The organism is Diaminobutyricibacter sp. McL0608 (assembly GCF_039613825.1).
GTDB lineage: Bacteria > Actinomycetota > Actinomycetes > Actinomycetales > Microbacteriaceae > Diaminobutyricibacter.
In genome coordinates, this window is the sequence record NZ_CP154826.1 from 2,259,292 (window position 1) to 2,281,627 (window position 22,336).

23 protein-coding genes are annotated in these 22,336 nt (G+C 67.5%); 14 read left to right on the plus strand and 9 right to left on the minus strand.

Features of this window, described 5'->3' with window-relative positions; all coding sequences use genetic code 11:
• Positions 1-54: 54 nt before the first annotated feature.
• The 3 genes from AAYO93_RS10715 to AAYO93_RS10725 form a co-directional block, all read right to left on the minus strand.
• Complete coding sequence (locus AAYO93_RS10715) at positions 55-1,479, minus strand: DUF2252 domain-containing protein (protein WP_345761172.1); 1,425 nt, start codon at positions 1,477-1,479, stop codon at positions 55-57.
• 30 nt (positions 1,480-1,509) lie between these two features.
• Complete coding sequence (locus AAYO93_RS10720) at positions 1,510-2,934, minus strand: glutamate decarboxylase (RefSeq protein WP_345761173.1); 1,425 nt, start codon at positions 2,932-2,934, stop codon at positions 1,510-1,512.
• An 85-nt stretch (positions 2,935-3,019) separates the two neighbouring features.
• A complete protein-coding gene (locus tag AAYO93_RS10725; protein WP_345761174.1) occupies positions 3,020-3,868 on the minus strand; it encodes an MIP/aquaporin family protein in 849 nt (282 codons plus the stop codon).
• Between the two features lie 134 nt (positions 3,869-4,002).
• Here AAYO93_RS10725 and AAYO93_RS10730 point away from each other — a divergent pair, with 134 nt between their 5' ends.
• Complete coding sequence (locus AAYO93_RS10730) at positions 4,003-4,647, plus strand: hypothetical protein (RefSeq protein ID WP_345761175.1); 645 nt, start codon at positions 4,003-4,005, stop codon at positions 4,645-4,647.
• Between the two features lie 87 nt (positions 4,648-4,734).
• Here AAYO93_RS10730 and AAYO93_RS10735 read toward each other — a convergent pair whose 3' ends face one another.
• Together AAYO93_RS10735 and AAYO93_RS10740 are read right to left on the minus strand one after the other, a co-directional pair.
• Positions 4,735-5,532, minus strand: a complete 798-nt coding sequence (locus AAYO93_RS10735) for a class I SAM-dependent methyltransferase (protein WP_345761176.1) — start codon at positions 5,530-5,532, stop codon at positions 4,735-4,737.
• Between the two features lie 98 nt (positions 5,533-5,630).
• Complete coding sequence (locus tag AAYO93_RS10740; protein WP_345761177.1) at positions 5,631-6,581, minus strand: nucleoside hydrolase; 951 nt, start codon at positions 6,579-6,581, stop codon at positions 5,631-5,633.
• 112 nt (positions 6,582-6,693) lie between these two features.
• Between AAYO93_RS10740 and AAYO93_RS10745 the strand changes: the two genes are divergently transcribed.
• On the plus strand, positions 6,694-7,041 hold the full coding sequence (locus AAYO93_RS10745; protein WP_345761178.1) for a hypothetical protein: 348 nt from the start codon (positions 6,694-6,696) through the stop codon (positions 7,039-7,041).
• A gap of 31 nt (positions 7,042-7,072) precedes the next feature.
• Here the strand turns inward: AAYO93_RS10745 and AAYO93_RS10750 are convergent, their stop codons facing one another.
• Positions 7,073-8,572, minus strand: coding sequence for an FAD-dependent oxidoreductase (locus tag AAYO93_RS10750; RefSeq protein ID WP_345761179.1), 1,500 nt, complete (start codon positions 8,570-8,572; stop codon positions 7,073-7,075).
• A gap of 158 nt (positions 8,573-8,730) precedes the next feature.
• Here AAYO93_RS10750 and AAYO93_RS10755 point away from each other — a divergent pair, with 158 nt between their 5' ends.
• The 3 genes from AAYO93_RS10755 to AAYO93_RS10765 all read left to right on the plus strand — a co-directional run bounded on the left by AAYO93_RS10755 (position 8,731) and on the right by AAYO93_RS10765 (position 10,600).
• On the plus strand, positions 8,731-9,846 hold the full coding sequence (locus AAYO93_RS10755) for an NYN domain-containing protein (RefSeq protein ID WP_345761180.1): 1,116 nt from the start codon (positions 8,731-8,733) through the stop codon (positions 9,844-9,846).
• Positions 9,847-9,919: 73 nt separating this feature from the next.
• Positions 9,920-10,042, plus strand: a complete 123-nt coding sequence (locus tag AAYO93_RS10760) for a ribosomal protein bL36 (RefSeq protein ID WP_345761181.1) — start codon at positions 9,920-9,922, stop codon at positions 10,040-10,042.
• A gap of 177 nt (positions 10,043-10,219) precedes the next feature.
• A complete protein-coding gene (locus AAYO93_RS10765) occupies positions 10,220-10,600 on the plus strand; it encodes a hypothetical protein (RefSeq protein ID WP_345761182.1) in 381 nt (126 codons plus the stop codon).
• Here AAYO93_RS10765 and AAYO93_RS10770 read toward each other — a convergent pair.
• A complete protein-coding gene (locus AAYO93_RS10770) occupies positions 10,593-10,922 on the minus strand; it encodes a hypothetical protein (RefSeq protein ID WP_345761183.1) in 330 nt (109 codons plus the stop codon). The two genes, AAYO93_RS10765 and AAYO93_RS10770, sit on opposite strands and share 8 nt — an antisense overlap.
• Before the next feature lie 117 nt (positions 10,923-11,039).
• Between AAYO93_RS10770 and AAYO93_RS10775 the strand changes: the two genes are divergently transcribed.
• Both AAYO93_RS10775 and AAYO93_RS10780 read left to right on the plus strand, forming a co-directional pair.
• Positions 11,040-14,348, plus strand: a complete 3,309-nt coding sequence (locus AAYO93_RS10775; RefSeq protein ID WP_345761184.1) for a glucodextranase DOMON-like domain-containing protein — start codon at positions 11,040-11,042, stop codon at positions 14,346-14,348.
• A gap of 79 nt (positions 14,349-14,427) precedes the next feature.
• Positions 14,428-14,685, plus strand: coding sequence for a hypothetical protein (locus AAYO93_RS10780; protein ID WP_345761185.1), 258 nt, complete (start codon positions 14,428-14,430; stop codon positions 14,683-14,685).
• A gap of 1 nt (position 14,686) precedes the next feature.
• Here AAYO93_RS10780 and AAYO93_RS10785 read toward each other — a convergent pair whose 3' ends face one another.
• Positions 14,687-15,703, minus strand: a complete 1,017-nt coding sequence (locus AAYO93_RS10785; RefSeq protein WP_345761186.1) for a PHP domain-containing protein — start codon at positions 15,701-15,703, stop codon at positions 14,687-14,689.
• 129 nt (positions 15,704-15,832) lie between these two features.
• The gene (locus tag AAYO93_RS10790) at positions 15,833-16,540 is read right to left on the minus strand and encodes an SDR family NAD(P)-dependent oxidoreductase (protein ID WP_345764865.1); all 708 of its coding nucleotides are present in this window, start codon (positions 16,538-16,540) and stop codon (positions 15,833-15,835) included.
• Positions 16,541-16,679: 139 nt separating this feature from the next.
• Here AAYO93_RS10790 and AAYO93_RS10795 point away from each other — a divergent pair, with 139 nt between their 5' ends.
• The 7 genes from AAYO93_RS10795 to AAYO93_RS10825 all read left to right on the plus strand — a co-directional run bounded on the left by AAYO93_RS10795 (position 16,680) and on the right by AAYO93_RS10825 (position 22,321).
• On the plus strand, positions 16,680-17,168 hold the full coding sequence (locus tag AAYO93_RS10795; RefSeq protein WP_345761187.1) for a hypothetical protein: 489 nt from the start codon (positions 16,680-16,682) through the stop codon (positions 17,166-17,168).
• Between the two features lie 108 nt (positions 17,169-17,276).
• Entirely contained in the window at positions 17,277-18,413 is a 1,137-nt protein-coding gene (locus tag AAYO93_RS10800) for an ABC transporter ATP-binding protein (RefSeq protein WP_345761188.1), read from the plus strand.
• An 80-nt stretch (positions 18,414-18,493) separates the two neighbouring features.
• On the plus strand, positions 18,494-19,696 hold the full coding sequence (locus AAYO93_RS10805) for an extracellular solute-binding protein (RefSeq protein ID WP_345761189.1): 1,203 nt from the start codon (positions 18,494-18,496) through the stop codon (positions 19,694-19,696).
• The gene (locus tag AAYO93_RS10810) at positions 19,675-20,547 is read left to right on the plus strand and encodes an ABC transporter permease (protein WP_345761190.1); all 873 of its coding nucleotides are present in this window, start codon (positions 19,675-19,677) and stop codon (positions 20,545-20,547) included. Before AAYO93_RS10805 ends, AAYO93_RS10810 begins: the two co-directional genes overlap by 22 nt.
• A complete protein-coding gene (locus tag AAYO93_RS10815) occupies positions 20,547-21,359 on the plus strand; it encodes an ABC transporter permease (protein ID WP_345761191.1) in 813 nt (270 codons plus the stop codon). The genes AAYO93_RS10810 and AAYO93_RS10815 overlap by 1 nt, the downstream gene beginning before the upstream one ends.
• A 137-nt stretch (positions 21,360-21,496) precedes the next feature.
• On the plus strand, positions 21,497-21,778 hold the full coding sequence (locus tag AAYO93_RS10820) for a hypothetical protein (RefSeq protein ID WP_345761192.1): 282 nt from the start codon (positions 21,497-21,499) through the stop codon (positions 21,776-21,778).
• A gap of 117 nt (positions 21,779-21,895) precedes the next feature.
• Positions 21,896-22,321, plus strand: a complete 426-nt coding sequence (locus AAYO93_RS10825) for an SHOCT domain-containing protein (protein WP_345761193.1) — start codon at positions 21,896-21,898, stop codon at positions 22,319-22,321.
• The last annotated feature ends 15 nt before the right edge of the window (positions 22,322-22,336 follow it).

The following is a 22,336-nucleotide window of genomic DNA, read 5'->3' on the forward strand; positions in this document are numbered from 1 at the left end:
CTTATGTCTCGTTCATGAGCCGCTTTCTCCTGTGCTCGGCGAAGACGTGCGCGGTCAGAGGCCCGGCTGGGCCTCGAGACGGCCGGAGGCGATCGCTTCGAGGAACGCTTCGTAGTCCTGCTCGTTCTGGTCGGCGTACGCCTCGGCGAAATCGGCGATGATCTCGTCGAAGCGACTGCTGCCGCCCATGTAGGCCGCGATCGCCACCCGGTCGCCCGAGCGAGCATGGGCGCGGGCGAGTGTTTCGCCGCAGACCTGGGCGTAGAGCTTCACGCCGACCGGACGGCTGTTCTCGATCTCGAAGGAGCCTTTCCAGTCGTGCAGCTGACGGATGTAGAAGTCACGCTCCTGTCCGTCGTAGCCGGCGACCCTCTGCCAGCCGAGGAAGATGTCGCTCGCCGACTGCATCAGCCGCTGTCCGCGCACCACCCTTTCGCCGTGCGTCTCGTATTCGCTCGGCGCCACGAAACGCTCCAGTACGGAGGGCTGAGCCTCCTTCGCCTGCAACACCAGGTAATCCTTCTTGTTGCGGCCTTTGAGGAGGACGACCCACGCGCGCGTTCCGACGCTTCCGACGCCGACCACCTTCCTGGCCATGTGCACGTAGGAGTACTCCTCGATCGGGTGGTGCTTGAACAGCAGGGTTTGCGTGTAGTTCTCGATGATGCGCGAAATGAAGGCCTCATCCCGTCGCCGCTCCAGGGCATCGGGGACGATGTTCTCGATTGGTTCGATGAGGGGAGGATCCGGCAGGATGCGCAGCTCGCCGTCGACGACGCCGACGAGTTTCTCGAACGCACCCATGCTGTCCTTGGTCCGCGCCTTCGCGATGATCTGGGCGGTGCGTTCCGTCTGCTGGGCGCCGGCCTTCTCATCGCGCTGCTGCTGCTTCACCCAGTCGAGCATCTGGTCGGCGTCCATGTGGTCGTACCACGCGGCCAGGACCGGGATGGACGCCGAATAGCGCATCTGCTTGCGGTAGCCGCGCACGGCGGCGACGACGATCTCCCGACGCTCGATCGGCGAGAAGCCGCGGTATCGGGATGCGATCTCGAAGCTCGTGACCAGCCGTTTCAGGTCCCATTCCCACGGACCGGGCAGCGTCTCGTCGAAGTCGTTGAGGTCGAAGATCAGCGTGCGCTCCGGGGTGCCGAACAGGCCGAAATTCGAGAGGTGAGCGTCACCGCAGATCTGGGTGCTCATCCCGGAGTCGAGCGTGCCGGAGAGGTCGGACGCCATGATCAGTGCCGCACCGCGGTAGAAGGCGAACGGGGAGACCATCATGCGCCCGTACCGGATCGGCACGAGCTCGGGCACCCGGCTTTCGGCCTGCTCCGCGAGGAGCGACACCGGGTCGAGGCGGTCGTCTGGGGGCTCCCACAGGGACTGGACGGATCGCGGCGTTCGCTCACGGGCAGCGCGACCGAGCGCCTCCCGTGCTTCGAAATCGTGCAATGAGACTTCGATCGTCGACTCCATGACGCATCCTTTCGATTCAGCCCCCGGCGCTCAGTGGGTGAACGACGAGACCAGTCCTTCCGTCGGCATCGGCGACTCGAGTGCATCGAGGTAGGCGGCTGCCTCGGCGATGTCGATGACGAGGCTTTCCGCCAGGTTCCGGCTGAGCCCGTTGCGCACGACGATGCGCTGGACGACGATGTCGGTCAGGTCGTCGGGCATCGGGTAGGCGGGAATCAGCCAGCCCTTCAGGCGCAGGCGTTCCGACAGGTGATAGAGATTCCACTTGTCGGTGTGGCCCTTTGCGAGCTGCCAGGCGAAGACGGGAATGTCGGTGCCGTCGTTCCAGAGCTCGAAAGCGGGCATCCTGCCGATCTCGCTCGCGAGATACACGGCGACCTCCTGCGAGGCCTTCTGCACGCGGTAGTACCCGTCGAATCCAAGACGGAGGAACAGGTAGTACTGCAGCAGCACCTGCGCGCCCGGGCGCGAGAAGTTGAGCGCGAAGCTCGGCATGTGGCCGCCCAGGTAGGTGACGTCGAAGACGAGTTCCTTCGGCAGGTCGTCGACGGTACGCCAGATGACCCAGCCGAGTCCCGGGTAGACGAGGCCGTACTTGTGGGCGGAGGTGCTGATGGAGGCGACCCGGGCCAGCCGAAAGTCCCAGAGGAGGTCGGGCTGCAGGAACGGAGCGATCATGCCGCCGGATGCACCGTCGACGTGGATGGGGATGTCGAGCCCGGTGGACTGCTGGATGCGATCGAGCGCCTGGGCGATCTTCTCGACCGGCTCGTACATGCCCGTGTAGGTGACGCCCATGATCGCGACGACGCCGATCGTGTTCTCGTCGACGTACGACTCCAGGTCGTGACCGTCGAGGACTTTGTGTTCGAGCGAGATCGGAACGTAGCGCGGTTCGACATCCCAGTAGTTGCAGAATTTCTCCCAGCACACCTGCACAGCGCTCGAGAGGATGAGGTTCGGCTTGTCGGCCGGTTTGCCGTCGGCTTTGCGCGCGAGCTGCCAGCGGCGCTTCAGTGCGAGACCGGCGAGCATGCACGCTTCTGAGGACCCGATCGTGGAAGTGCCGATCGCGTTCTCCGGGTCCGGCGCGTGCCAGAGACCCGCCATCATCTTCCAGCAGCGGGTCTCGATGGCGGCGGTCTGGGGGTACTCGTCCTTGTCGACCATGTTCTTGTCGGCCGACTCGGCGTAGATCCGGTTCGCGAACGAGTCCATCCAGGTGCCGACGAAGGTGGCGAGGTTGAGTCGCGAATTGCCGTCGAGCATCGCTTCGTCGTGCACGATCTGGTAGGCGGTCTCGGGCAGGGATTCACCGGGCGGCAAGGCGTTGAGCGGAAAATCTGTCGACTCGCCCGCGCGCGCGAAGATCGGGTTGAGCTGGTTCTGGTCACCGATTCCGGTGAAAGCGTGGGGCACATCGCCGTGTTTGAGGGATTCGTTGGCGGTCGTCATGCCTGCCACGCTAAGAACTCGGGCCGACGATGGCATCATCCAATACGGGTGATGTGCCGCGCCTTCGTGAGCGGCGTGCGCAGGTTCACGGGTTCTCCGGCTTGGCGACCTCTGTGTTCAATGCGCCCTGCGCGGCCCCTGAGCCGGACGCGCCCCCGCCCTGGCCGCGCAGCAGGAAAGCCGCGCCGACGGCGACCACCGCGCCAGCGATCGGCCCCACCACGTAGACCCAGTACGACGCGAAGTCACCAGCGAGCAGGTCGGGGCCGAAGGTGCGGGCCGGGTTCATCGAGGCGCCAGAGATGGGGCTGCCCCACAGGCCGGCGAGGGCGATGTAGGCGCCGACACCGAACGCGCCGATGATGCCGAGGTTCTGGGCGCCCGAGGCGGTACCGAGGATGACGCTGACGAGGCCGAAGGTCAGCACCAGTTCCATGACGAACGCGATCCCGGCCGAGTATCCGCTCGCCGGGTAGTTCGAGCCGTACTTCGCCGAGACGGGCAGCACACCGGTCAGGAACCAGGCGGCAAGGGATGCGCCCGCCAACTGCACGATGATGTAACCGGGGACGCGCGCCCACGGGAAGTCGCCGCGCAGCGCGAACGCGATGCTCACAGCAGGGTTGAGGTGCGCGCCGGAGACCTTGCCCATGAACAGGATGATCGCGAACACCATCAGGCCGGGGGCGACGACCGCGTCGGTCCGGGAGATCGTGTTCGGGAACGCCTGGCCCATCATCCCGCCGCCGGCGGCGACGAGCACGAGGAAGAAGGTGCCGAAGAGTTCGGAGAAGAGCCGCCGCCACTCCTGGGAGCCGTCGTGGAAGTCTTCGATCGCCTTGTCCACACTGACGGGCAGGTGCATGATGCGCCCGTGAACCAGGTCGGACATCACGGCGTTGGCCGGCTTGTCGAGTTCGTTTTCGTCGCTCATGGCGACAATTTAGTCCTCAGCCCCCTGTCGGCGATCACCCGGAAAGGATGATGTAGCCGGGGAGCATCCGCGTTAGCTTGTGGCCGAGTGGCCGGCCCGACCCTCCGGCCGCGAACGGATCCGGGGAGTGTGTGATGAGTGCTGACCCGGTATTCCGCCTCCGGCGCGAAGCCTGGGGGTTCGCGATCGGCTCGCTCTTCTTCATGGTCGGAGCGGTTCCGTTCTACGCGGAGGCGGTCGGCACGACGGTCGACAACCTGACGTTCTTCATTGGCGCCCTGTTCTTCACTGGGGCTGCGCTCATCCAGTTGGGCCTGAGCGGCCGGCGGCCGCCGCGTCGCGGGACGAACCGTCCGGACTCGTTCGACTGGTGGTCGGCGGCGGTCCAGTTCGTCGGCACCCTGTTCTTCAACATCAGTACGACGGATGCGCTGCTCCACTCGATCAACGACGCCGCGCGGGTCAACGACGGGTGGCGACCGGACGTGTTCGGGTCGATCTGCTTCCTCGTCTCGAGTGCGTTCGCGGTGGTCGCGACGACGGAACGCGAACGGCTCTGGGATCCACGGGCGCGCACCTGGCAGTGCACGTGGCTGAACATGACGGGCTCGGTGCTGTTCGGCCTGTCTGCGATCGGTGCGTACGTCATCCCGTCGACCGGCGACCTGCTGAGCCTCTTCTGGGCGAACGCTGGCACGCTCCTCGGGGCGGCGTGCTTCTTCGTCGCGGCCCTGCTGAGCCGGCCCGCGCGGGTGCCGGCGCCCACGCCCCAGCACTAGTGCACCGGCTGCGCCTCGTCGCACTAGTTTCGGGACGGAAGTAGTGCGGCGACCGATCGGGGGCGCCGCAGCGGGCCGGCGGCAGCGTCAGGCGGCGACGGATGCGCGGACCGCCCAGGCGCGCGCGACCAGGGCGATGGAGCCGTCCGCCTCGATCGGCAGCCGCTCGCGGATGCGGTCGCGCAGCCGCCCACGCGCCGACTCGTCGAGCGAGGCGACATAGGTGGGAGCCGGACCCTGCCCGCCGAGGAACGGCTGCCAGTAGTCGTCGAAGTCGGCGAACGTCGTCGGAACATCGATGGACCGGGCGTGCGGTCCGGTGAGGCCGGCCCCCGCGAAGAGCTCCTCCAGGCGTCCCGGGTCGCTGATCGGAAACCGCGCCCCCTCGTCCGGCGCGGCGGGGTCGAGCTCGAGCGCCGCACCCCAGAAGTAACGCATCAGCTCCATGTGGCCGACGTAGTCCCAGACGTAGGCGGCGATGGTGCCGCCCACGCGTGTCACACGGCGTGCCTCGGCGACGGCGGCCCGCGCATCCGGAACGAAGTTCAGCACCAGCCCGGAGACGGTGACATCGACGGATGCATCCGGCAGCGGAATCGCGTCGGCGCCCGCCCGATGCAGCTCGACGCGGCCGCCCAGCCGTCGCATCGCATCCGCCACGAAGGCTTCGGACGGCTCGACACCGACCACCGACGCCGGCGCGCAACGGTCGAGGATCTCGGCGGTGAGCGCTCCGGTGCCACTGCCCACGTCGAGCCAGCGCAGACCGGGGGGCAGCTCCAGCCATTCCAGGAACACGCGCGCGACGAGGGAGCTCCAGCGTCCGATGTAGCGCTCGTAGCCGTCGCCACGCTCCCAGGTGTCGGGTGCGCCTGTCTGTGTCACGGCATCCTCCTCACCCGCGGTTGCTGCCTCTTCCAGTCTCCTCCGACTCGGCGACAATTCGTCAGTTTTTGCGAGAATGCGGCTAGCCGGACCCGGCGCTAACCGAAGGTCGTCAGGATGCGCTCCATGAGGTGCGGCGCGAGCGGCTGGTCCGTCTCGAGCACGACCGTCACTGTGCGCGCGAAGCCTGATTCCTCGGATGCGTCGACTGCGCGGGTGCGTCCGCGTTCGGGTCCGTCGGTCACATCCACCTCGATGGCGACGATCGCCGAGCGCGCGGACTCCACACCTCCCACCAGGAGCGCGGCCGCCAGCGGATCGTGCAGGCCGCAACCGCGCCGGCCCAGATACGACACGTAGAACCCGAAGTAGGTCTCCAGCATGACCCCCAGGTTCTGGGGCAGAGGATGCGCGGAGCCGAGCAATCGCGTGCGGTCCGGCTCCTCGAGGAGATGCTGCAGCGTGACGTCGAGCGGCACCAGGGTCACCGGCCATGCGGCCTCGACGACGGCGCGGGCGGCCTCGGGGTCGTGCCCGATGTTCGCCTCGGCGATCGGCGTGATGTTGCCGGGAACATACACGGCGCCACCCATGACGACGACCTCGCGCGCCCTCGTCGCGATGGTCGGGTCGAGCTCGAGCGCCAGCGCGAGGTTCGCGAGGGGACCCACCGCCAGCACGGTCAGCTCGCCGTCGTACTCGTGGGCGAGGCGCACCAGCATGCTCGCCGCGTCTTCGTCGACCGGCTGCAGCGTCGACGGCGGCAGCTCGACGCCACCGATGCCGTTCCCGCCGTGCACGTCGGGCGCACCCCCCGCATAAGAGCCGACCAGCGGATCGTGTGCGCCCACTGCGACCGGCACCTCGGGGTGGCCTGCGAGCGCGAGCAGGTCGAGCGTGTTCCGCGCCGCCTGTGCTGCATCGGTGTTGCCGCTCACCGAACCGATGCCGACGAGCTCCACCTCCGGTGAGGCGAGCAGATAGGCGAGCGCGAGGGCATCATCCACTCCCGTATCGCAGTCGAAATAGACCGGTCGTCGCGCGCCCATGGTCAGTGTTCCTCGTCTCTTCGCCCAAGCGATCCTAGCCCGACCACCCGGCACGAATCGGACGGAAGTCAACCCCTGCCGCTGGCGGGGTCACAGGAGTTGAGTGAGGTTCATGAAACACCGAAGACTCCAGACGTATGCCGACCTCGGGGTCGACGTCGTCGAGATCTCCTCCTCCGAATGGAGGGTGAGCCTCACGGACGGCGATGAAGCCGAGCCGCGCTCCCTCCTCGGCTTCGTACAGCAGGTCGACGGGATGTTCGAAGTGACGGAGATCTGCCGGCCGGGCAAACGGACCTACCATCGCCAGTTCGAGGCGGCCCTCGCCCAGTTGCAAGGGGCTCCCCCGCTGCACCGCGTGCTGGAAACGCCCGTGGAGCGATCGACGTGGGCGACCCCTGTCGCTCAGCACGCAGGTTCGGGAAGCTGGCTCGGGCGGTCGCAGGCCCGTCACCGCTGAGGTACCCGACGAGCCGGGCGTCAGCTCCCCCTCACGCCTTCCGCAGCGACTCGGTCGCCGGGCCTTCGAGCACTTCGCCGTCCGGCGCGAACCGCGACCCGTGCAGAGGGCAGTCCCACGAGAGGTCGGCGTCGTTCCAGTGGACGATGCCGCCCAGGTGGGTGCACACGGCCGAGAGCGCGCAGGTGCGGCCGTCGATCGTGGACACGGCGACCGGATGCCGCCCCGCGTGGCCCACGTGCCCGGTGCCTTCCGCAGGCGGGCTCATCTCCTCGGCGATGTCCGGCGCAGTAGTCTCCGCTGCGACCCACACTTTCGTCATGGTCGCCGCGACTTCCGCGTTCCTCCCCACCCCTGCGGCGAGGTCGGCCGGGTGCGTCCGCCGGTGGTGGAGCACCTCCGCCCAGTCGAGCTTTCCGCCGGTCAGGTCGGCGGTCAGGCTGAGCGCCGCAGCCACCCCGTTGGTCATCCCCCACTTGTTGTAGCCGGTCGCGACGTAGACCCGCCCGCGGCCCCGTGGGAACCAGCCGACGAACGGGATCAGGTTGCCCGAACGATAGTCCTGCGCCGACCAGCGATAGGTCTCGACCGCACCGGGGAAGGTGTCGATCCCCCACTGTGCGAGTGCGTCGACGTACGACCGCTCGGACTCGACGCGCCCGGTCGGATGCCCGTTGCCTCCGACCAGCAGCAGCTCACCGTCCGGGTCCGGTGCCGTGCGAAGGGAATGCGTCGGCCGCTCGATCGACAGGTACATGCCGCGCGGGATCGCGGCCACATCGCCCGGCACGCGCAGCGCGACCACGTACGACCGGCGCACGTCGGTCTTGGCGAAGTAGAGGCCGCGTTCCAGGATGGGCGCCCCGGTCGCCAGGATCACCGCATCCGCGGTCATCGGTCCGGATGCGGTGCTGACCGTCGCGGGTTTCCCCGCGTCGACCCCGACCACCCTTTCGCCCTCGACTACCAGTCCTCCGGCGGCGCGCACGTCGTCCGCCAGGGCGAGCAGCACATCCATCGGGTCGAACTGCGCCTGGTCGCGAAGCCGCAGAGCGCCTTCGATCGGGAACGGCAGTTCCGTCTGGTCGTCGCGCTCGACGGCGAGGCCGGCGACCCGGGAGGCGGCGAGTTCGGCGTCCAGGAGCGCTGCGCCGTCGCTCGTGGTCGCGAACGTCCACGCATCCCTGCGCTGTACTGCGACGGAACGCTCCTCGAGGTAGTCGAGCAGCCAGCGGCGGCCGGCCAGGTTGCCGTCGACATACGCCTGGAGCACGCGATCGTTGGTGTGGTGGCGGATGCTGCCCAGCACGTCGCCCTGGAGCAGGCTGAGTTTCGCGGACGTGTTGCCTGTGGCGGCCGCGCCGATCTGCCGCGCCTCGAGCACGGCGACGCGCATCCCCGCCCTGGCCAGCAGGAGGGCGGTCGTGAGCCCGGTGATCCCCGCCCCGACGATGATCGTGTCGACGTGTTCGCCCGCCGGGTACGGGTCGGTGTTGGCGCGACCCGCGCGCGCAAGCCAGAGAGATGTCATTGCGGCCCTCCTGCCGTGAAAGCCCCTGCGGCGCAGGGCCTCTCGCCGCACGGTACGCCTGATCGGGCCCAACGGTCCATCCCGGCGAAACTTCGGCCAGACTGGTCTCATGCCGGCACGCCGGCGACATCAGGCGAGAACGGCGAGAAAGAGGACCCATGGCTGAACCGGGTGACGGCCGCGTCGCCGTCTACATCGACTTCGACAACATCATCCTGTCGCGTTACGACCAGGTGAACGGCCGCAATGCGTTCCAGCGCGACCGGGCGAAGATCGCTGCGGGCGTCAATTCGGACACTGAGGTCGCGGACCGGCTCGCCCGCGCCCGTGTCGACCTGGGCGCGGTCATCGACTTCGCCTCGTCGTTCGGCACCCTGGTGCTGACCCGCGCCTACGCGGACTGGTCCGCGCCGATGAACGCCGACTACCGAGGCCAGCTCGTCGGGAGGGCCGTGGACCTCGTCCAGTTGTTCCCGGCGGCCGCCTATGCCAAGAACGGTGCGGACATCCGGCTCGCAGTGGATGCGGTCGAAGACCTGTTCCGCCTTCCCGATCTCACGCACGTGGTCATCGTGGCCGGCGACTCCGACTACATCGCCCTCGCCCAGCGCTGCAAGCGCCTCGGCCGCTATGTCGTCGGTGTCGGGATGGCCGGGTCGACCAGCAAGACACTGGCGGCAGCGTGCGACGAGTTCGTCAACTACGACGATCTTCCCGGAGTGGAGCCGGTTAAGCGGGAGACCGCGAAGGCGGCTCCGGTGGCCGCGCCCGCCGCTGCCCCGGCCGCAGTCGATGCGAAGGAGAAGCCGGCGAAGAAGGCGCCCGGGCGAGCCGCGCCTGTGGCCGAGACGGCCGAGACGGCCGAGATTCCCGCTGCCGCGGAGAATGCCGCCGAGACCCCAACGGAGACGGCTGTCGCAGCTCCGGCGCGCTCGCGCCGCAAGTCGCGGTCGGCCGGGCCTGCGGAGACGGCGGAACCCGAGGTCGTCGAGGCTGAACCTGAACCGGATGAACCCACGGAGGACCCGCAGGCGGTCGCAAGCCGGCTGCTCGAACGGGCCCTCCGCCTCGGCCATGAGAAGGACGACGCGGACTGGCTTCACAGCTCATCGGTGAAGTCCCAGATGAAGCGCATGGATCCGTCGTTCAGCGAGAAGACGTTGGGCTTCCGGTCGTTCTCGGACTTCGTGAAGTCGCGCCCCGAGATCGCGGAGCTCGACGAGTCGAGCACGACCCGGCTGATGCGACTCGCACCGGAGCGCGCGGGGAACTGAGCTCAGTCGTCCTGTAGCTGTGGAACAAATCCCTGCTGAGAATCGTTCTCATCAGAGGGAAAGGAATCCACTCATGAAGGTACGCAACTCACTCCGCTCGATGAAGGCTCAGCCAGGATCGCAGATCGTCCGCCGTCGCAACCGCACGTACGTCATCAACAAGCTCAACCCGCGCAACAAGGCCCGCCAGGGCTGACGCTGCGCAACCACGCTCGCCGAGCACAGGGTTGTTCCCGTTAAGAAGCGATCTTTTCGGGAACAACCCTGTTTTCGCGCGGGGTTCATTTTGGGGGCGCGCAGGGGGCATCGCTTCGAATAGCATTCGGATCAACGGGGAGTTACACCCCCCGGGACGGTCGAAGCGGAGCGGACAATGGGGACCCTCGTCTACAACGGCACTGCCGAATTCACCTTCGACGACCGCGTGCTCGCCCACCTGCAGATCGTGATCGGTCTGAAGCTCCGTCGCCGCGAAGGCTTCCTCATGACCTGGATCGACCGCACCACAGGCGACGAGAAGCTCACCACCGTGTGGGTCGACCCGTCGCTGAGTCTGCTCTTCCGGTACTCCGGGACGGAGATGCCGCAGATCAACAAGGAATGGCTGATACTGCTGACGGAGTCGTCGAACTCGTCCGCAGGACTTCGGCTCGACGACGAACTCCGGGCGGAGATCCGTGAGGAGCTCCCGCCGGGCACAGCCGCGAAACGCCGTAGGCGACCGCCGCGCTCTGACGACGTGTCCGTCAGTTGACGCCGGGGATCGCCACCCAGCGCAGGGCCAGCACGATCCACGCGGCGGTCAGGATGAGCGCGACGAGCGTCATCGCGCTGCCGCCGCGACGGCCGGGCAGCACCAGCTGAACCACCAGGACGATCAACGTGACGATCGCGAGCGTGACCGACCCGAACGGGATACCGGGAAAGAACAGCGACAGGACGAAGAGCGCGCCGGCCACGATCTCGATGATGCCGAGGATGGAGGTTCCGCGCCCTCGAGTTCGGGCGGCGCCGTCGACGACGGCGAGCACCCCGCCGACGAGGCCGATGATGAGGAGCCAGGAGAGTGTGAGCACGCTGCGCATCGTACGCCTCCGCTCTGGACCGGATCCGACGGTTGTCTCGCCCGCCGGTCTGGCGTACGGTCGCACGTGATGCGTGAGCAGGGGAGCTGACCTCGAAGGAGTTGGACCGTGATCCGTCGCCGTTTCGTCCTGCCCGTCACCGTCACCACCTTCGCGCTCGCCGCGATCGGCCTCAGTTCCATCAGCGCGAACGCCGCGACCGAGGCCGTGGGGTCGCCAGGGGCGGTGAGTCACCAGGGCCAGTCGCGCAAGGACTGCGTCGGCACCGCTCGCAATACCGGATCCCGGATCTGGTTCACTGTCGCGAACGGCATCCTGAGCGACGTGTACGCACCGACCGTCGACGCGACGAACGTCGAGACGATGCAATACCTCGTCACCGACGGCTCGACTTTCACCGACCTGCAGGAGCGCGACACGACGTACACCGTCGCCAACGACCCGACCGGCATGACCTGCACCGTGACGTCGACGGCGAGGAGTGGCGCCTACCGGTTGGTCACCAGCTATCTGACCGATCCGGCCAGGGACAGCGTCGTCGTGCACACGAAGTACGTGCCCCTCACCAAGAACGCCCGCAATTATGCGCTCTACCTGCGACTGGATGCGAACGCCGGCGGCAACGGGGGCGGCGGCTCGGCGAACGGTGGTGCGGACAACGCTGTCGTCGACACCTCGACGGGAAGCCCGGTCCCCGTCTCATTCGACACCCACACCACAAGCCAGGCCGATCGAACGGCGTATGCGGTCCCGTCGTATCTCGCCCTGCGCGCTGACCGGCCGTTCTCGACGGTGAGCAGCGGTTTCGTCGGGACGGCCAGCGATTCGATCATGCAACTCGACAGCATCCACTCGCTCAGCCCGGCCACGACGACCGCCACCGGCGGCAACATCGAGCAGACGGTCGGCATCAAACGCGGCCACGACGGATCGGCGACGATCGCACTCGGCTTCGGCACGACCCAGGCCGACGCCGTCGCAACGGCAGGTTCGACTGTTGACAGCTCGCTCGCGCGGCTGACGGCCGCCTATCTCCTGGGCTGGGCGAAATACGACGCCGGTCTCAAGCGACCCGACCTGAACGGCAAAGGACTCACGGGCCGTCAGCGCGCGACGGCGCTGGTCGACTACTACCAGTCCGCGAACGTCGTCAAAGCGTCGGAGGACAAGGCCTTCCCGGGTGCGATCGTCGCCGGCCTCGACGCGCCGTGGGGCCAGTCCATCGTCGCCAACGACCCGAACAACCTGTTCACGAGCGGCTACCGCGAAGTGTTCTCCCGTGACCTCTACGAGGCGTGGACCGCGCTCTACACCGACGGCGACCTCGCAACGGCACGGGACACCGTGCGATTCCTGCTGACGAAGAGCCAGCAGGCGAACGGGTCGCAGCCGCGCAACTCGCTCGTCGACGGCACCAAAGCGGCGGATGCGTTCAACGACCAGCTCGACGAGACCGCCTACCCGATCCTGATGGCGCTCCAGTCCGGGCTCGCCTCCGACAACACGCTGTGGCCGCACGTGAAGAGCGCGGCGAACTTCCTGATCAGCCACGGCCCGAGCTTCGGCGTCGAACGCTGGGAGGAGCAGACGGGCTACTCCCCCTCGACCATCGCAGCCGAGATCGCCGGTCTCATCGCCGCGGCGAGCATCGCGGACGTGCACGGGGATGCGGCGAGCGCGAGAGTGTGGCGCGCGACCGCCGACCAGTACCAGCGCACGATCAAGACGTGGGGCGTGACGACGACGGGTGCGCTGTCGACGTCGCCGTACTTCATCCGGCTGTCCAAGACGGGCGACCCGAACGCCGCCATCTCGTACAACGTCGGCAATGGCGGACCCACGCTCGACCAGCGCTCGATCGTCGACGCAGGGTTCCTCGAATACGTGCGTCTCGGCATCCTGCCCGCCGGCGATCCGGTCATCGCCAATTCCCTGGCCGTCACCGACGGCACCATCCAGAAGCACACCGCGAACGGACCCGGCTGGCTGCGGTACAACGGTGACGGCTACGGCGACTGCGTGGCGAACTCGGGCAATAACTGCACGATCACCGGTGCGCCCTGGACGAACGGCAACAGCGGTACCGGCCACCCGTGGCCTGTGCTCGGAGCCGAGCGGGCGCAGCAGTACCTGGCGCAGGGGCAGTCCGGCAACGCGGCGTCCGTTCTCGTGGCCATCAACGCGATGAACTCGGGCGCGGGCCTCGTGCCCGAGCAGGTGTGGGACCAGCCGAACCTCGCGCGGGCGCCGTACGGATCCGACCCGGCCACCGCATCCATCGGGTTCGCGAACGGAGAAGCCGACGGATCGGCCTCGCCGCTCTCCTGGGGCTCCGCCTCCCAGGTGCGGCTGACGGCCGACCTGGCCGCAGGCCGCAGCGTCGAGCAGCCCGCCCAGGTGCGGGACCGGTACGTGACCCACAGCCAGAAGGGAACGGCGCTGACCGTGACCTCGCCGGTCGACGGCACTGCAGCCGGAGCGACGATCACCGTCGCGGGCACAGTGGCCCCGCACGCTGTCGTCGATGTCGCCGATGTCGCCACCGACGGCAACTCGGTCACGACCCACGCGAAGGCAATCGCCGCAGACGACGGCTCGTTCAGCATCGACCTCACCGCGGCGGCGGGGACGAACGTGCTGGTGGTCACGAGCACGGCGCCCGGCGGCGGCACTGCGCAGACCGTTCGATCGGTCGTGAACGACGTGGTCAACGGCACGCTGATCTTCACCAGCGACGACCCGACCGGCGACGACAACGGCCCGGGCACCTACGCTTACCCGACGTCGGGTGACTTCCACCCCGGTGCTTTCGACCTGACCAAGTTCCAGGTCTACGACACCGGCACCACGGTGACGTTCCGCGTGCAGACCGCCGACCTGACACCGACGTTCGGCTCCACCAACGGCGCACAGCTCGTCGATGTCTATGTCGGCCAGCCGAATGCGGCGAGCACCTCGACCGCGTCGAGCTACCCGGGGATGAACTACCAGGTCTCCCCCGCGTGGAGCCGGCTGATCGAAGCGCAGGGCTTCACAGGGAGCAAGATCGTGGATGCGTCGGGCGCGTCGAGCGGCACCGTGACGGTGGGAGCGAACCAGGTCTCGCGGTACATCACGTTCAGCGTCGACAAGGCCGCCCTCGGCGGGACACCGGCGACCGGCTGGACGTTCGCTGTGACACTGACCGGGCAGGACGGAACGCACGGAGTCGACCAGACCCGCGGTTTCACGAGTACGCCCGGACAGTACAGCTTCGGAGTGTGCGGCTCGGGTGCATCGAGCCCGCTGTGCGCCGGTGACCCCAACGCGGTGCCGAAGGTGATGGACACGATCACGCCGTCCGGGGTCACGCAGTCCGACGAGCTGAACTTCCTCGTGCACTCTCCGGTCGTCGTGCAGGGCCTCACCGTGCAGTAAGGCGACGACCACAGGTGCTTTTTCCTGCGCTCGGCGCGTGAGCGCGGCGAAGAGCTGTCGCGGGATTATGCTGCGCGGCATGGACGCTTCATCGCGAACCATCAAAGCGGCTCTCCTCTACGAGGACGGCCAGACCCTCGACAGCGTCGTGGTCGTGCCGCTGATCGGCGGATGCCCGCCCGGCCAGATCCGCGTCACGACCACCTTCTGCGGCGCGCTCGCCTACGACGTCTACGAACTCGAAGACGACACGGACTACTCGCTGATGCCCGCCTACCCGTACCTGGCGACCATCCCGATGACCACAGAGGACCTGCGACAGGACGCCGCGACCTGACCTACCGCTTGGCGTGTGTCCACTCGAGAAGGCGGTCGACGCTCCACGTCGTGACGATCCGTTCGGCCGGTACTCCGTTGGCCGCGGCACGCTCGGCGCCGTAGGAGAGGAAGTCGAGCTGCCCGGGCGCGTGGGCGTCGCTGTCGATGCTGAACAGGCATCCGGCCTCGAGCGCCAGCTGGATGAGGTCGTCGGGCGGGTCCTGCCGTTCGGGCCGCGAATTGATCTCCACTGCGACGTCGTGTTCGGCGCACGCGGCGAAGACCCGCACCGCGTCGAACTCCGACGGCGGGCGCGGTGCGCGAGACCCCGAGACCAGCCGCCCGGTGCAGTGCCCGAGCACGTTGGTGTGGGGGTCGCGGATGCCGCCGAGCATCCGCTGCGTCATGACGATCGAGTCGGACCGCAGTTTCGAGTGCACACTTGCGACGACGACATCCAGGCGGCCCAGCACGTCCGCCTCCTGGTCGAGTTCGCCGCTCTCGAGGATGTCGACCTCGATGCCGGTCAGCAGGCGTACGCCGTCGTCGGGGCCGATGCCGGCTACGACGTCGAGCTGCTCGGTCAGCCGCTCGGCGGTCAGACCGTTGGCGACGGTCAGGGTCGGCGAATGATCGGTGAGCGCCAGGTAGTCGCGCCCGAGGAAGCGCGCCCCCTCCACCATCAGCTCGATCGGCGTCGTGCCGTCCGACCAGTTGCTGTGGCTGTGCAGGTCGCCGCGCAGCTGCGCTCGCAACTCCGCGCCACCGGATGCGAGGGGCTGCGTGTTCCGCTCGCGCAGCGTCGCGAGGCGATCCGGAACCGCGCCATCCACCGCCTGGCTGATGACGGTGAACGTGCTGTCACCGATACCCTTCATCGACTTCAGGCGGCCATCGCGAGCTCGAACGCTCACCTCATCCGGGCCCAGCTCAGAGATGATCGCCGCCGCCTTGCGGAACGCCTGCACCTTGAAGGTCGGGGCGAGCTCGCGCTCGAGCCAGAAGGCGATCTCGTTCAGTGCGTCCGCGGCGTCCACTGCTCCATCTTGCACCCGGCCCCGGCACCCGCGCTCTGGCACCCGCCCAAGCAGATCGACTTGAGGCGAATCACGGTCCCCGAGGCGCCGAGAGCCGGGTTTGCCTCAGGTCGCGGGCCACAGCGGCCGCTAAAGGCCGCCGGCGACCCGGATGACTGTTCCGGTGGCGAACTCCGAGTCATCGGAGAGCAGCCATGCGACGGCGCCGGCGATCTCATCGGGCCGGCCGGCCCGCTGCATCGGGGCGGTCAGGGCCACCTTCGCCGGCCGATCGGGGTCCTGGTGGAAGTCGGTCCAGATCGTCCCGGGAGCGACGCCGTTCACCCGGATGCCGAGCGGCGCGACCTCCTTCGCCAGACCCACGGTCAGCGCGTCGACGCCCGCCTTGGCCGCGGCGTACTGCACGTACATGCCCGGGCTGCCGAGCGTCGCCGCTGCCGACGAGATGTTCACGATCGCGCCTCCACCGGTCGCCGCCATCGACCGGATCGCGTGCTTCGAGCAGATGAGCGTGCCGGTCAGGTTGAGTTCGATGTCGCGCCGCACCTTGGCGATGTCGGCATCGGCGAGTTGCCCGACCCACTCGGCGGCACCGGCGTTGTTGACCAGACCGGTCACTGTACCGAAGTCCGCTGCGCGGGCGAACAACTCGATCACGGAGTCTTCGTCGGTGGTGTCCACGCGGACGGCGAGCGCACGTCTGCCCGCTCGCAGGACATCCTCGACCACCGCATCCGCCGCCTCGCCATTCGCGTGGAAGCAGACGACCACGTCATGCTCTTCGCGCGCCAGGCGCCTCGCGATGGCTGCGCCGATCCCACGACTCGACCCGGTCACGATCGTCAATGGATTCTCCTGCACGGTTCCCCCTCATCCCTCGATCGGCTGCCAGACCGATCCTACGGATCACGTCGACATACCGGGACTCTTTCGCCGCCCGGCCTCACGGGTCTAGCGTTACCGCAGGGAGGGCGCCTTGCTGCATACAAGCCTCATATTCCTGCACGCCACATTCGCGGTCGCCGGGTTCGTGCTCGGCGCCCTGCTGATGGCCAGGCTGCCCGAGACATCCCGCTCCCCGCGGTTCGTGGCCTATGACGCACTCATGGACGCCGCGATGGTGTGCCTGATCGCCGTGGTGGCGCTCGATTGGTCGACCCTCACCGTCACGAAGCGCATCGCATTCGGCATCCTGTCGCTGCTGGCTGTCTACCTGATCATCCGGGTGGAACAGGCGCGGCGCTCCCTGGTGAGGCAGCGTCCAGGATGGCGCAAGGCCTTCCTGGGTCACGTCGGCTTCGTCATGATCTCACTGTTCGACGGCTTCTGCATCGTGGCGGCGATCGACCTGAAGTTGCCGCCCGTCGTCATCGTCGTCGTCGCGGTGCTGGGCGTGGCGGTGGGCATCTGGGTGATCCGGCTGCTGGTGCGCCGGGAACTCAGCCGAGAGGCGGCGACCGCGTGAGTTCCGGGCAGACCGCCTTGTCGGCGCGCCGTACCTTGACGGCACCCGGGGCGCGTGCTTCTACTACTTTCATTCCGACCACCGAAATCGTCCCCCCAAAAGAGTGAAATGACCGAATTCCGCACTGCAGAGCCCGGATTACCTTCGGAATCAGCAGGTGCTACGACCGGCGAGCTGACCCGAACCAGCCCGACGGACACCGCGGGTGGAGCCCAGGACTCCCGCACGGCACAGATCTCCCTGCGCACCCTCCGCAAGACCTTCGGTGCCGTCACCGCCGTCGACGATGTCGACCTCGACGTCTATGACGGCGAATTCTTCGCCATGCTCGGGCCCTCCGGCTCCGGCAAGACGACCGTGCTGCGGATGATCGCCGGTTTCGAGACACCGACCTCGGGCTCGGTGTTCCTCGGCGGCACCGACGCGACAGCACTCCCGTCCTACCGTCGCGACGTGAACACGGTCTTCCAGGACTACGCGCTCTTCCCCCACATGACCGTCGCCAAGAACATCGAGTACGGCCTCCTCGTCGACAAGGTCGCGAAAGCAGAACGCACCCGGCGCGTCGGTGAAGCACTCGAGATGGTGCGCCTCAGTGGGTTCGGGGACCGCAAGCCCAACCAGCTCTCCGGCGGCCAGAGGCAGCGCGTCGCACTGGCGCGCGCACTCGTGAAACGCCCGAAGGTCCTGCTGCTCGACGAGCCGTTGGGCGCCCTCGACCTCAAGCTGCGCGAACAGATGCAGCTCGAACTCAAAGCGATCCAGCGCGACATCGGGATCACCTTCGTGTTCGTCACCCACGACCAGGATGAAGCACTCACCCTCTGCGACCGGCTCGCCGTGTTCAACAACGGGCGCATCGAACAGCTGGGCGATGCGCGCGACGTGTACGAGCATCCCACCACCGCGTTCGTCGCAGGGTTCGTCGGCTCCTCCAATTTCATCAACTCGGCTGCTGCGCAGTCGGTCTTCGGACTGACCGGCTCGTTCGCCGTGCGCCCGGAGACGGTCGCGATCAGCTACCGCGGCGAGCCCGTGCCGACGGGTGCGATCCGGGCCGACGGCGTCGTGCGCGACGTCGTCTACGCCGGCTCGGTCACCCGCATCGTCACCGACGGGCCGGCAGGTCTCGCCCTGAGCGCAACCGTGCTGAATGCGAGCGGCGGCCTCGACCCTCGCATCCAGCGCGGAAGCGAGGTCACCGTCTCCTGGCCGGAAGCGGCCCTCCGCCGGATCTCTGACTGACCGACCGCCCGAGCACCGCAGCACCGCCCGAACCCCCACCGCACATCCCAACACCCCACAGCAGATAAGAGAGGCACATCATGAAAACGATGTTTCGCACCGCGAGCGCCGGAGCGGCAGTACTGCTCGCCGCGACGGTGCTCCTGTCCGGCTGCAGCGCCGGCACGTCGACGACGACGGGCACCCGCGCGCAGCCGCCGAAAGAGAAGATGCAGGCCTCCGTCGGCACCGGCGAAGGCCAGCTCAACCTGATCGCCTGGGCCGGCTACGCCGAAGACGGCTCCAACGACAAGACCGTGGACTGGGTGCACCCGTTCGAAGCCCAGACCGGCTGCCAGGTGCACACCACCTACGGTGCCACCTCGGATGACATGGTCCAGCTCATGCGCACCGGTCAGTACGACGGCGTGTCCGCATCCGGTGACGCAACGCTGCGTCTGATCTACGCGGGCGACGTCGTCCCGGTCAACACCAAGCTCGTGCCCAACTACGACACGATCTCGCCCTTCCTGAAGGACGGCAACTGGAACTCGGTCAACGGTCAGATGTACGGCATCCCGCACGGCTGGGGTGCCAACCTGCTCATGTTCACGCCGTCGACCGTGACGCCGCCCCCCACCTCCTGGTCGGCCGTCTTCGGCGACTCGAGCAAGTACAAGGGCAAGGTCACGGCCTACGACTCCCCCATCTACATCGCGGATGCGGCCCTCTATCTGAAGGCCACGAAGCCGTCCCTGGGGATCACCGACCCGTACTCGCTCACGACCAAGCAGCTCGCCGCCGCCGTCGCAGTGCTCAAGAACCAGAACCAGAACATCGGCGAATACTGGTCCGACTACACCAAGGAGGTCCAGGCCTTCGAATCCGGGACGTCCGTCGTCGGCACCACCTGGCAGGTCATCGCGAACCTGATCAACTCCGACGCGAAGGTCAAGGTCGAGACGGTCATTCCCAAGGAAGGCGCGACCGGCTGGTCGGACACCTGGATGGTCTCCACGAAGGCGAAGCACCCGAACTGCATGTACGAGTGGATGAACTGGATCACCTCGCCGAAGGTCAACGCCCAGGTCGCCGAATGGTTCGGTGAAGCGCCCGCACAGACGCTCGCCTGCAAGGAGACCACCGACCCGAACTTCTGCGCCACGTACCACGCCACCGACGCGGACTACGCGAAGAAGATCGCATACTGGACGACCCCGACGAAGGACTGCGTCGACGGCAAAGGCACCGACTGCACCTCGTACACCGATTGGGTGAACGCGTGGCAGCAGATCCGGGGCTAGCCGCACGGCGGCCCAGCTACCTCTCCACGAGGCCCAGGGCACGGCTGGCGCTGCTTCTCAGCGTCCCGCTGCTCTGGCTCGTGGTGATGTACCTGGGTTCGATCGCCGTCATGCTCGTGTCGGCGTTCTGGACGGTCGACGACTTCACCGGCGCCGTCGTCCACACCTTCACGCTCGACAACATCACGCGGCTCTTCACGGATCCGCTGTTCGGTGAGGTCGCGCTTCGCACCATCCTGGTGGCCGTCACGGTGACGGTCATCGACGTGGTGATCGCCGTGCCGATGGCGCTCTTCATGAGCAAAGTCGCCTCTCCGCGGGGTCGCATCGCCCTCGTCGTCGCAGTGACGACCCCGCTGTGGGCGAGCTACCTGGTGAAGGCGTACGCGTGGCGCATCATCCTCGCGCCGAACGGTCCGCTCGCGGCCGTGACGGGAGGGCACACTCCCGGCTACGGACTGACCGCGACGATCATCACGCTCGCCTACCTCTGGCTGCCCTACATGATCATCCCGGTCTACGCAGGATTCGACCGAGTGTCCGATTCGCTGGTCGAGGCGAGCTTCGACCTGGGTGCGAGCACGTGGCGGACGATCCGTTCGGTGGCGCTGCCGCTGGTCTTCCCGGCGATCGCGGCTGGTTCGATCTTCACGTTCTCGCTGACCCTCGGCGACTACATCGCGGTCGGGATCGTCGGCGGCAAGACCCAGCTGCTGGCCAACCTGATCTACGGCCAGCTGGTCACCGCCAACAACCAGCCGTTCGCGGCCGCCCTCTCGCTGATCCCGCTGGTCGCGATCGTGCTCTACCTCTTCGCGATGCGCCGCACCGGCGCCCTGGAGAACGTCTGATGAAGCTGCCTCTCTCGCTGCGCGTCATCCTCACCATCTGCATGGTGATCGGACTCGCGCTCCTGTACATCCCGCTCGCGCTGATCGTGCTGAACTCGTTCAACAGTTCGCGGACGTTCGGCTTCCCGCCGACGTCGTTCACGCTCGAGTGGTGGCAGCGGGCGGCGGAGAGCAGCGGTGCCCTGAGCGCACTGGGCACGTCGGTGATCGCAGGACTCTGCGCGATGCTGATCGCCCTCCTGCTCGGAACGATGGCGGCCTTCGCGGTGCAGCGATTCGCCTTCTTCGGCAAGAGCACGATCAGCTTCCTCGTCGTGCTGCCGATCACGCTGCCCGGCATCGTCACGGGCATCGCGCTCAATGCGACGTTCGTGCAGGTCCTCGGACCGTTCGGCGTGGCACTCGGGCTCGCGACCGTCATCATCGGTCACGCGACGTTCTGCATCGTCATCGTGTACAACAACGTGCAGGCGCGGCTGCGACGCGTGGGGACCTCGCTCGAGGACGCGTCGGCGGACCTCGGCGCCTCCGGCTGGCAGACCTTCTGGCGGGTGACCTTCCCCGGAGTGCGCGGCGCGTTGATCGCGGGCGCCGTGCTGGCGTTCGCGCTGAGCTTCGACGAGATCGTCGTGACGACCTTCACGGCCGGGCCGGCCATCCAGACCCTCCCGCTGTGGATCTTCAGCAACCTGTTCCGCCCGAACCAGGCGCCGGTCGTGAACGTCGTCGCGGCGGTCCTGGTCGTCGTCGCGGTCATCCCCGTCTGGCTGGCGCAGCGCTTTTCGGGCGACTCCGCGACCAGCCGCATCTGACGCACGCGTTTCCGGCCCGCGAGCACAGGAGAAAGCGCCTTGTGAACGAGCCTCGACGTGCCTTTTCCTGTGCTCGGCGAACGTGGCGACGAAGGGTGCGCTAGGTCGAGGGGGTCGGGATGCGACACAATGGGCACGTGTCCAAGAAGATCGACTCCACGCTGAAAGACCTCCTCAAGGCGCTGAAGAAGCACGCCGAGGTCATGAGCGCTTCGCGCGTTCCCATCAAACAGGCGCAGAAGGCCAGCGCCCGCGTCCAGGCGGCGGCGAACGCGTACACCGAGGCCGTGCACACGCGCACCGGCCAGCCGAGTCCCTTCGTCGACCTCATCGAGCCCGGACTCGACGCCGCCACCCTGCGTTCGCTGAAGAGCGAGCGGGATGCGGTGCTCCGGCGACACAACATCCCGGTCACCTGAGTCCGGCTCGTTTCTGCGACATCACCCGATGCGGGTGATGCCCGGTCGGCCGTCACCCCGTTACGTTCAATCGACTGGCGTTCCCGTCGGGTCCGCATCGCATGAAAGGTCTACGCCGTGAACTTCTGGGACTTCGTATCGTTCTTCTTCTGGACTTTCGTCTTCATCGCCTACCTGATGATCCTGTTCTCGATCATCGGGGACCTCATGCGCGACCACAAGCTCAACGGCTGGTGGAAGGCTGTCTGGGTCATCTTCCTGATCTTCCTGCCGTTCCTCACGGCCCTGGTCTACCTGATCGCGCGTGGGCGCGGCATGGCCCAGCGGCAGCAGGCGGCCATGCAGGCTGCGCAGGCCGACACCAATTCGTACATCCGCACTGTCGCGGGCAGTTCCTCGCCCGCTGATGACATCGCCAAGGCGAAGGCCCTGCTCGACTCCGGCGCGCTCACCCAGGCCGAGTTCGACAACCTGAAGGCGAACGCCCTGGCCAAATCGGGAGCACCCGCAGCACCCGCAGCACCCGCCGCGCCAACCGCCTAGCACGCACGACGAGAA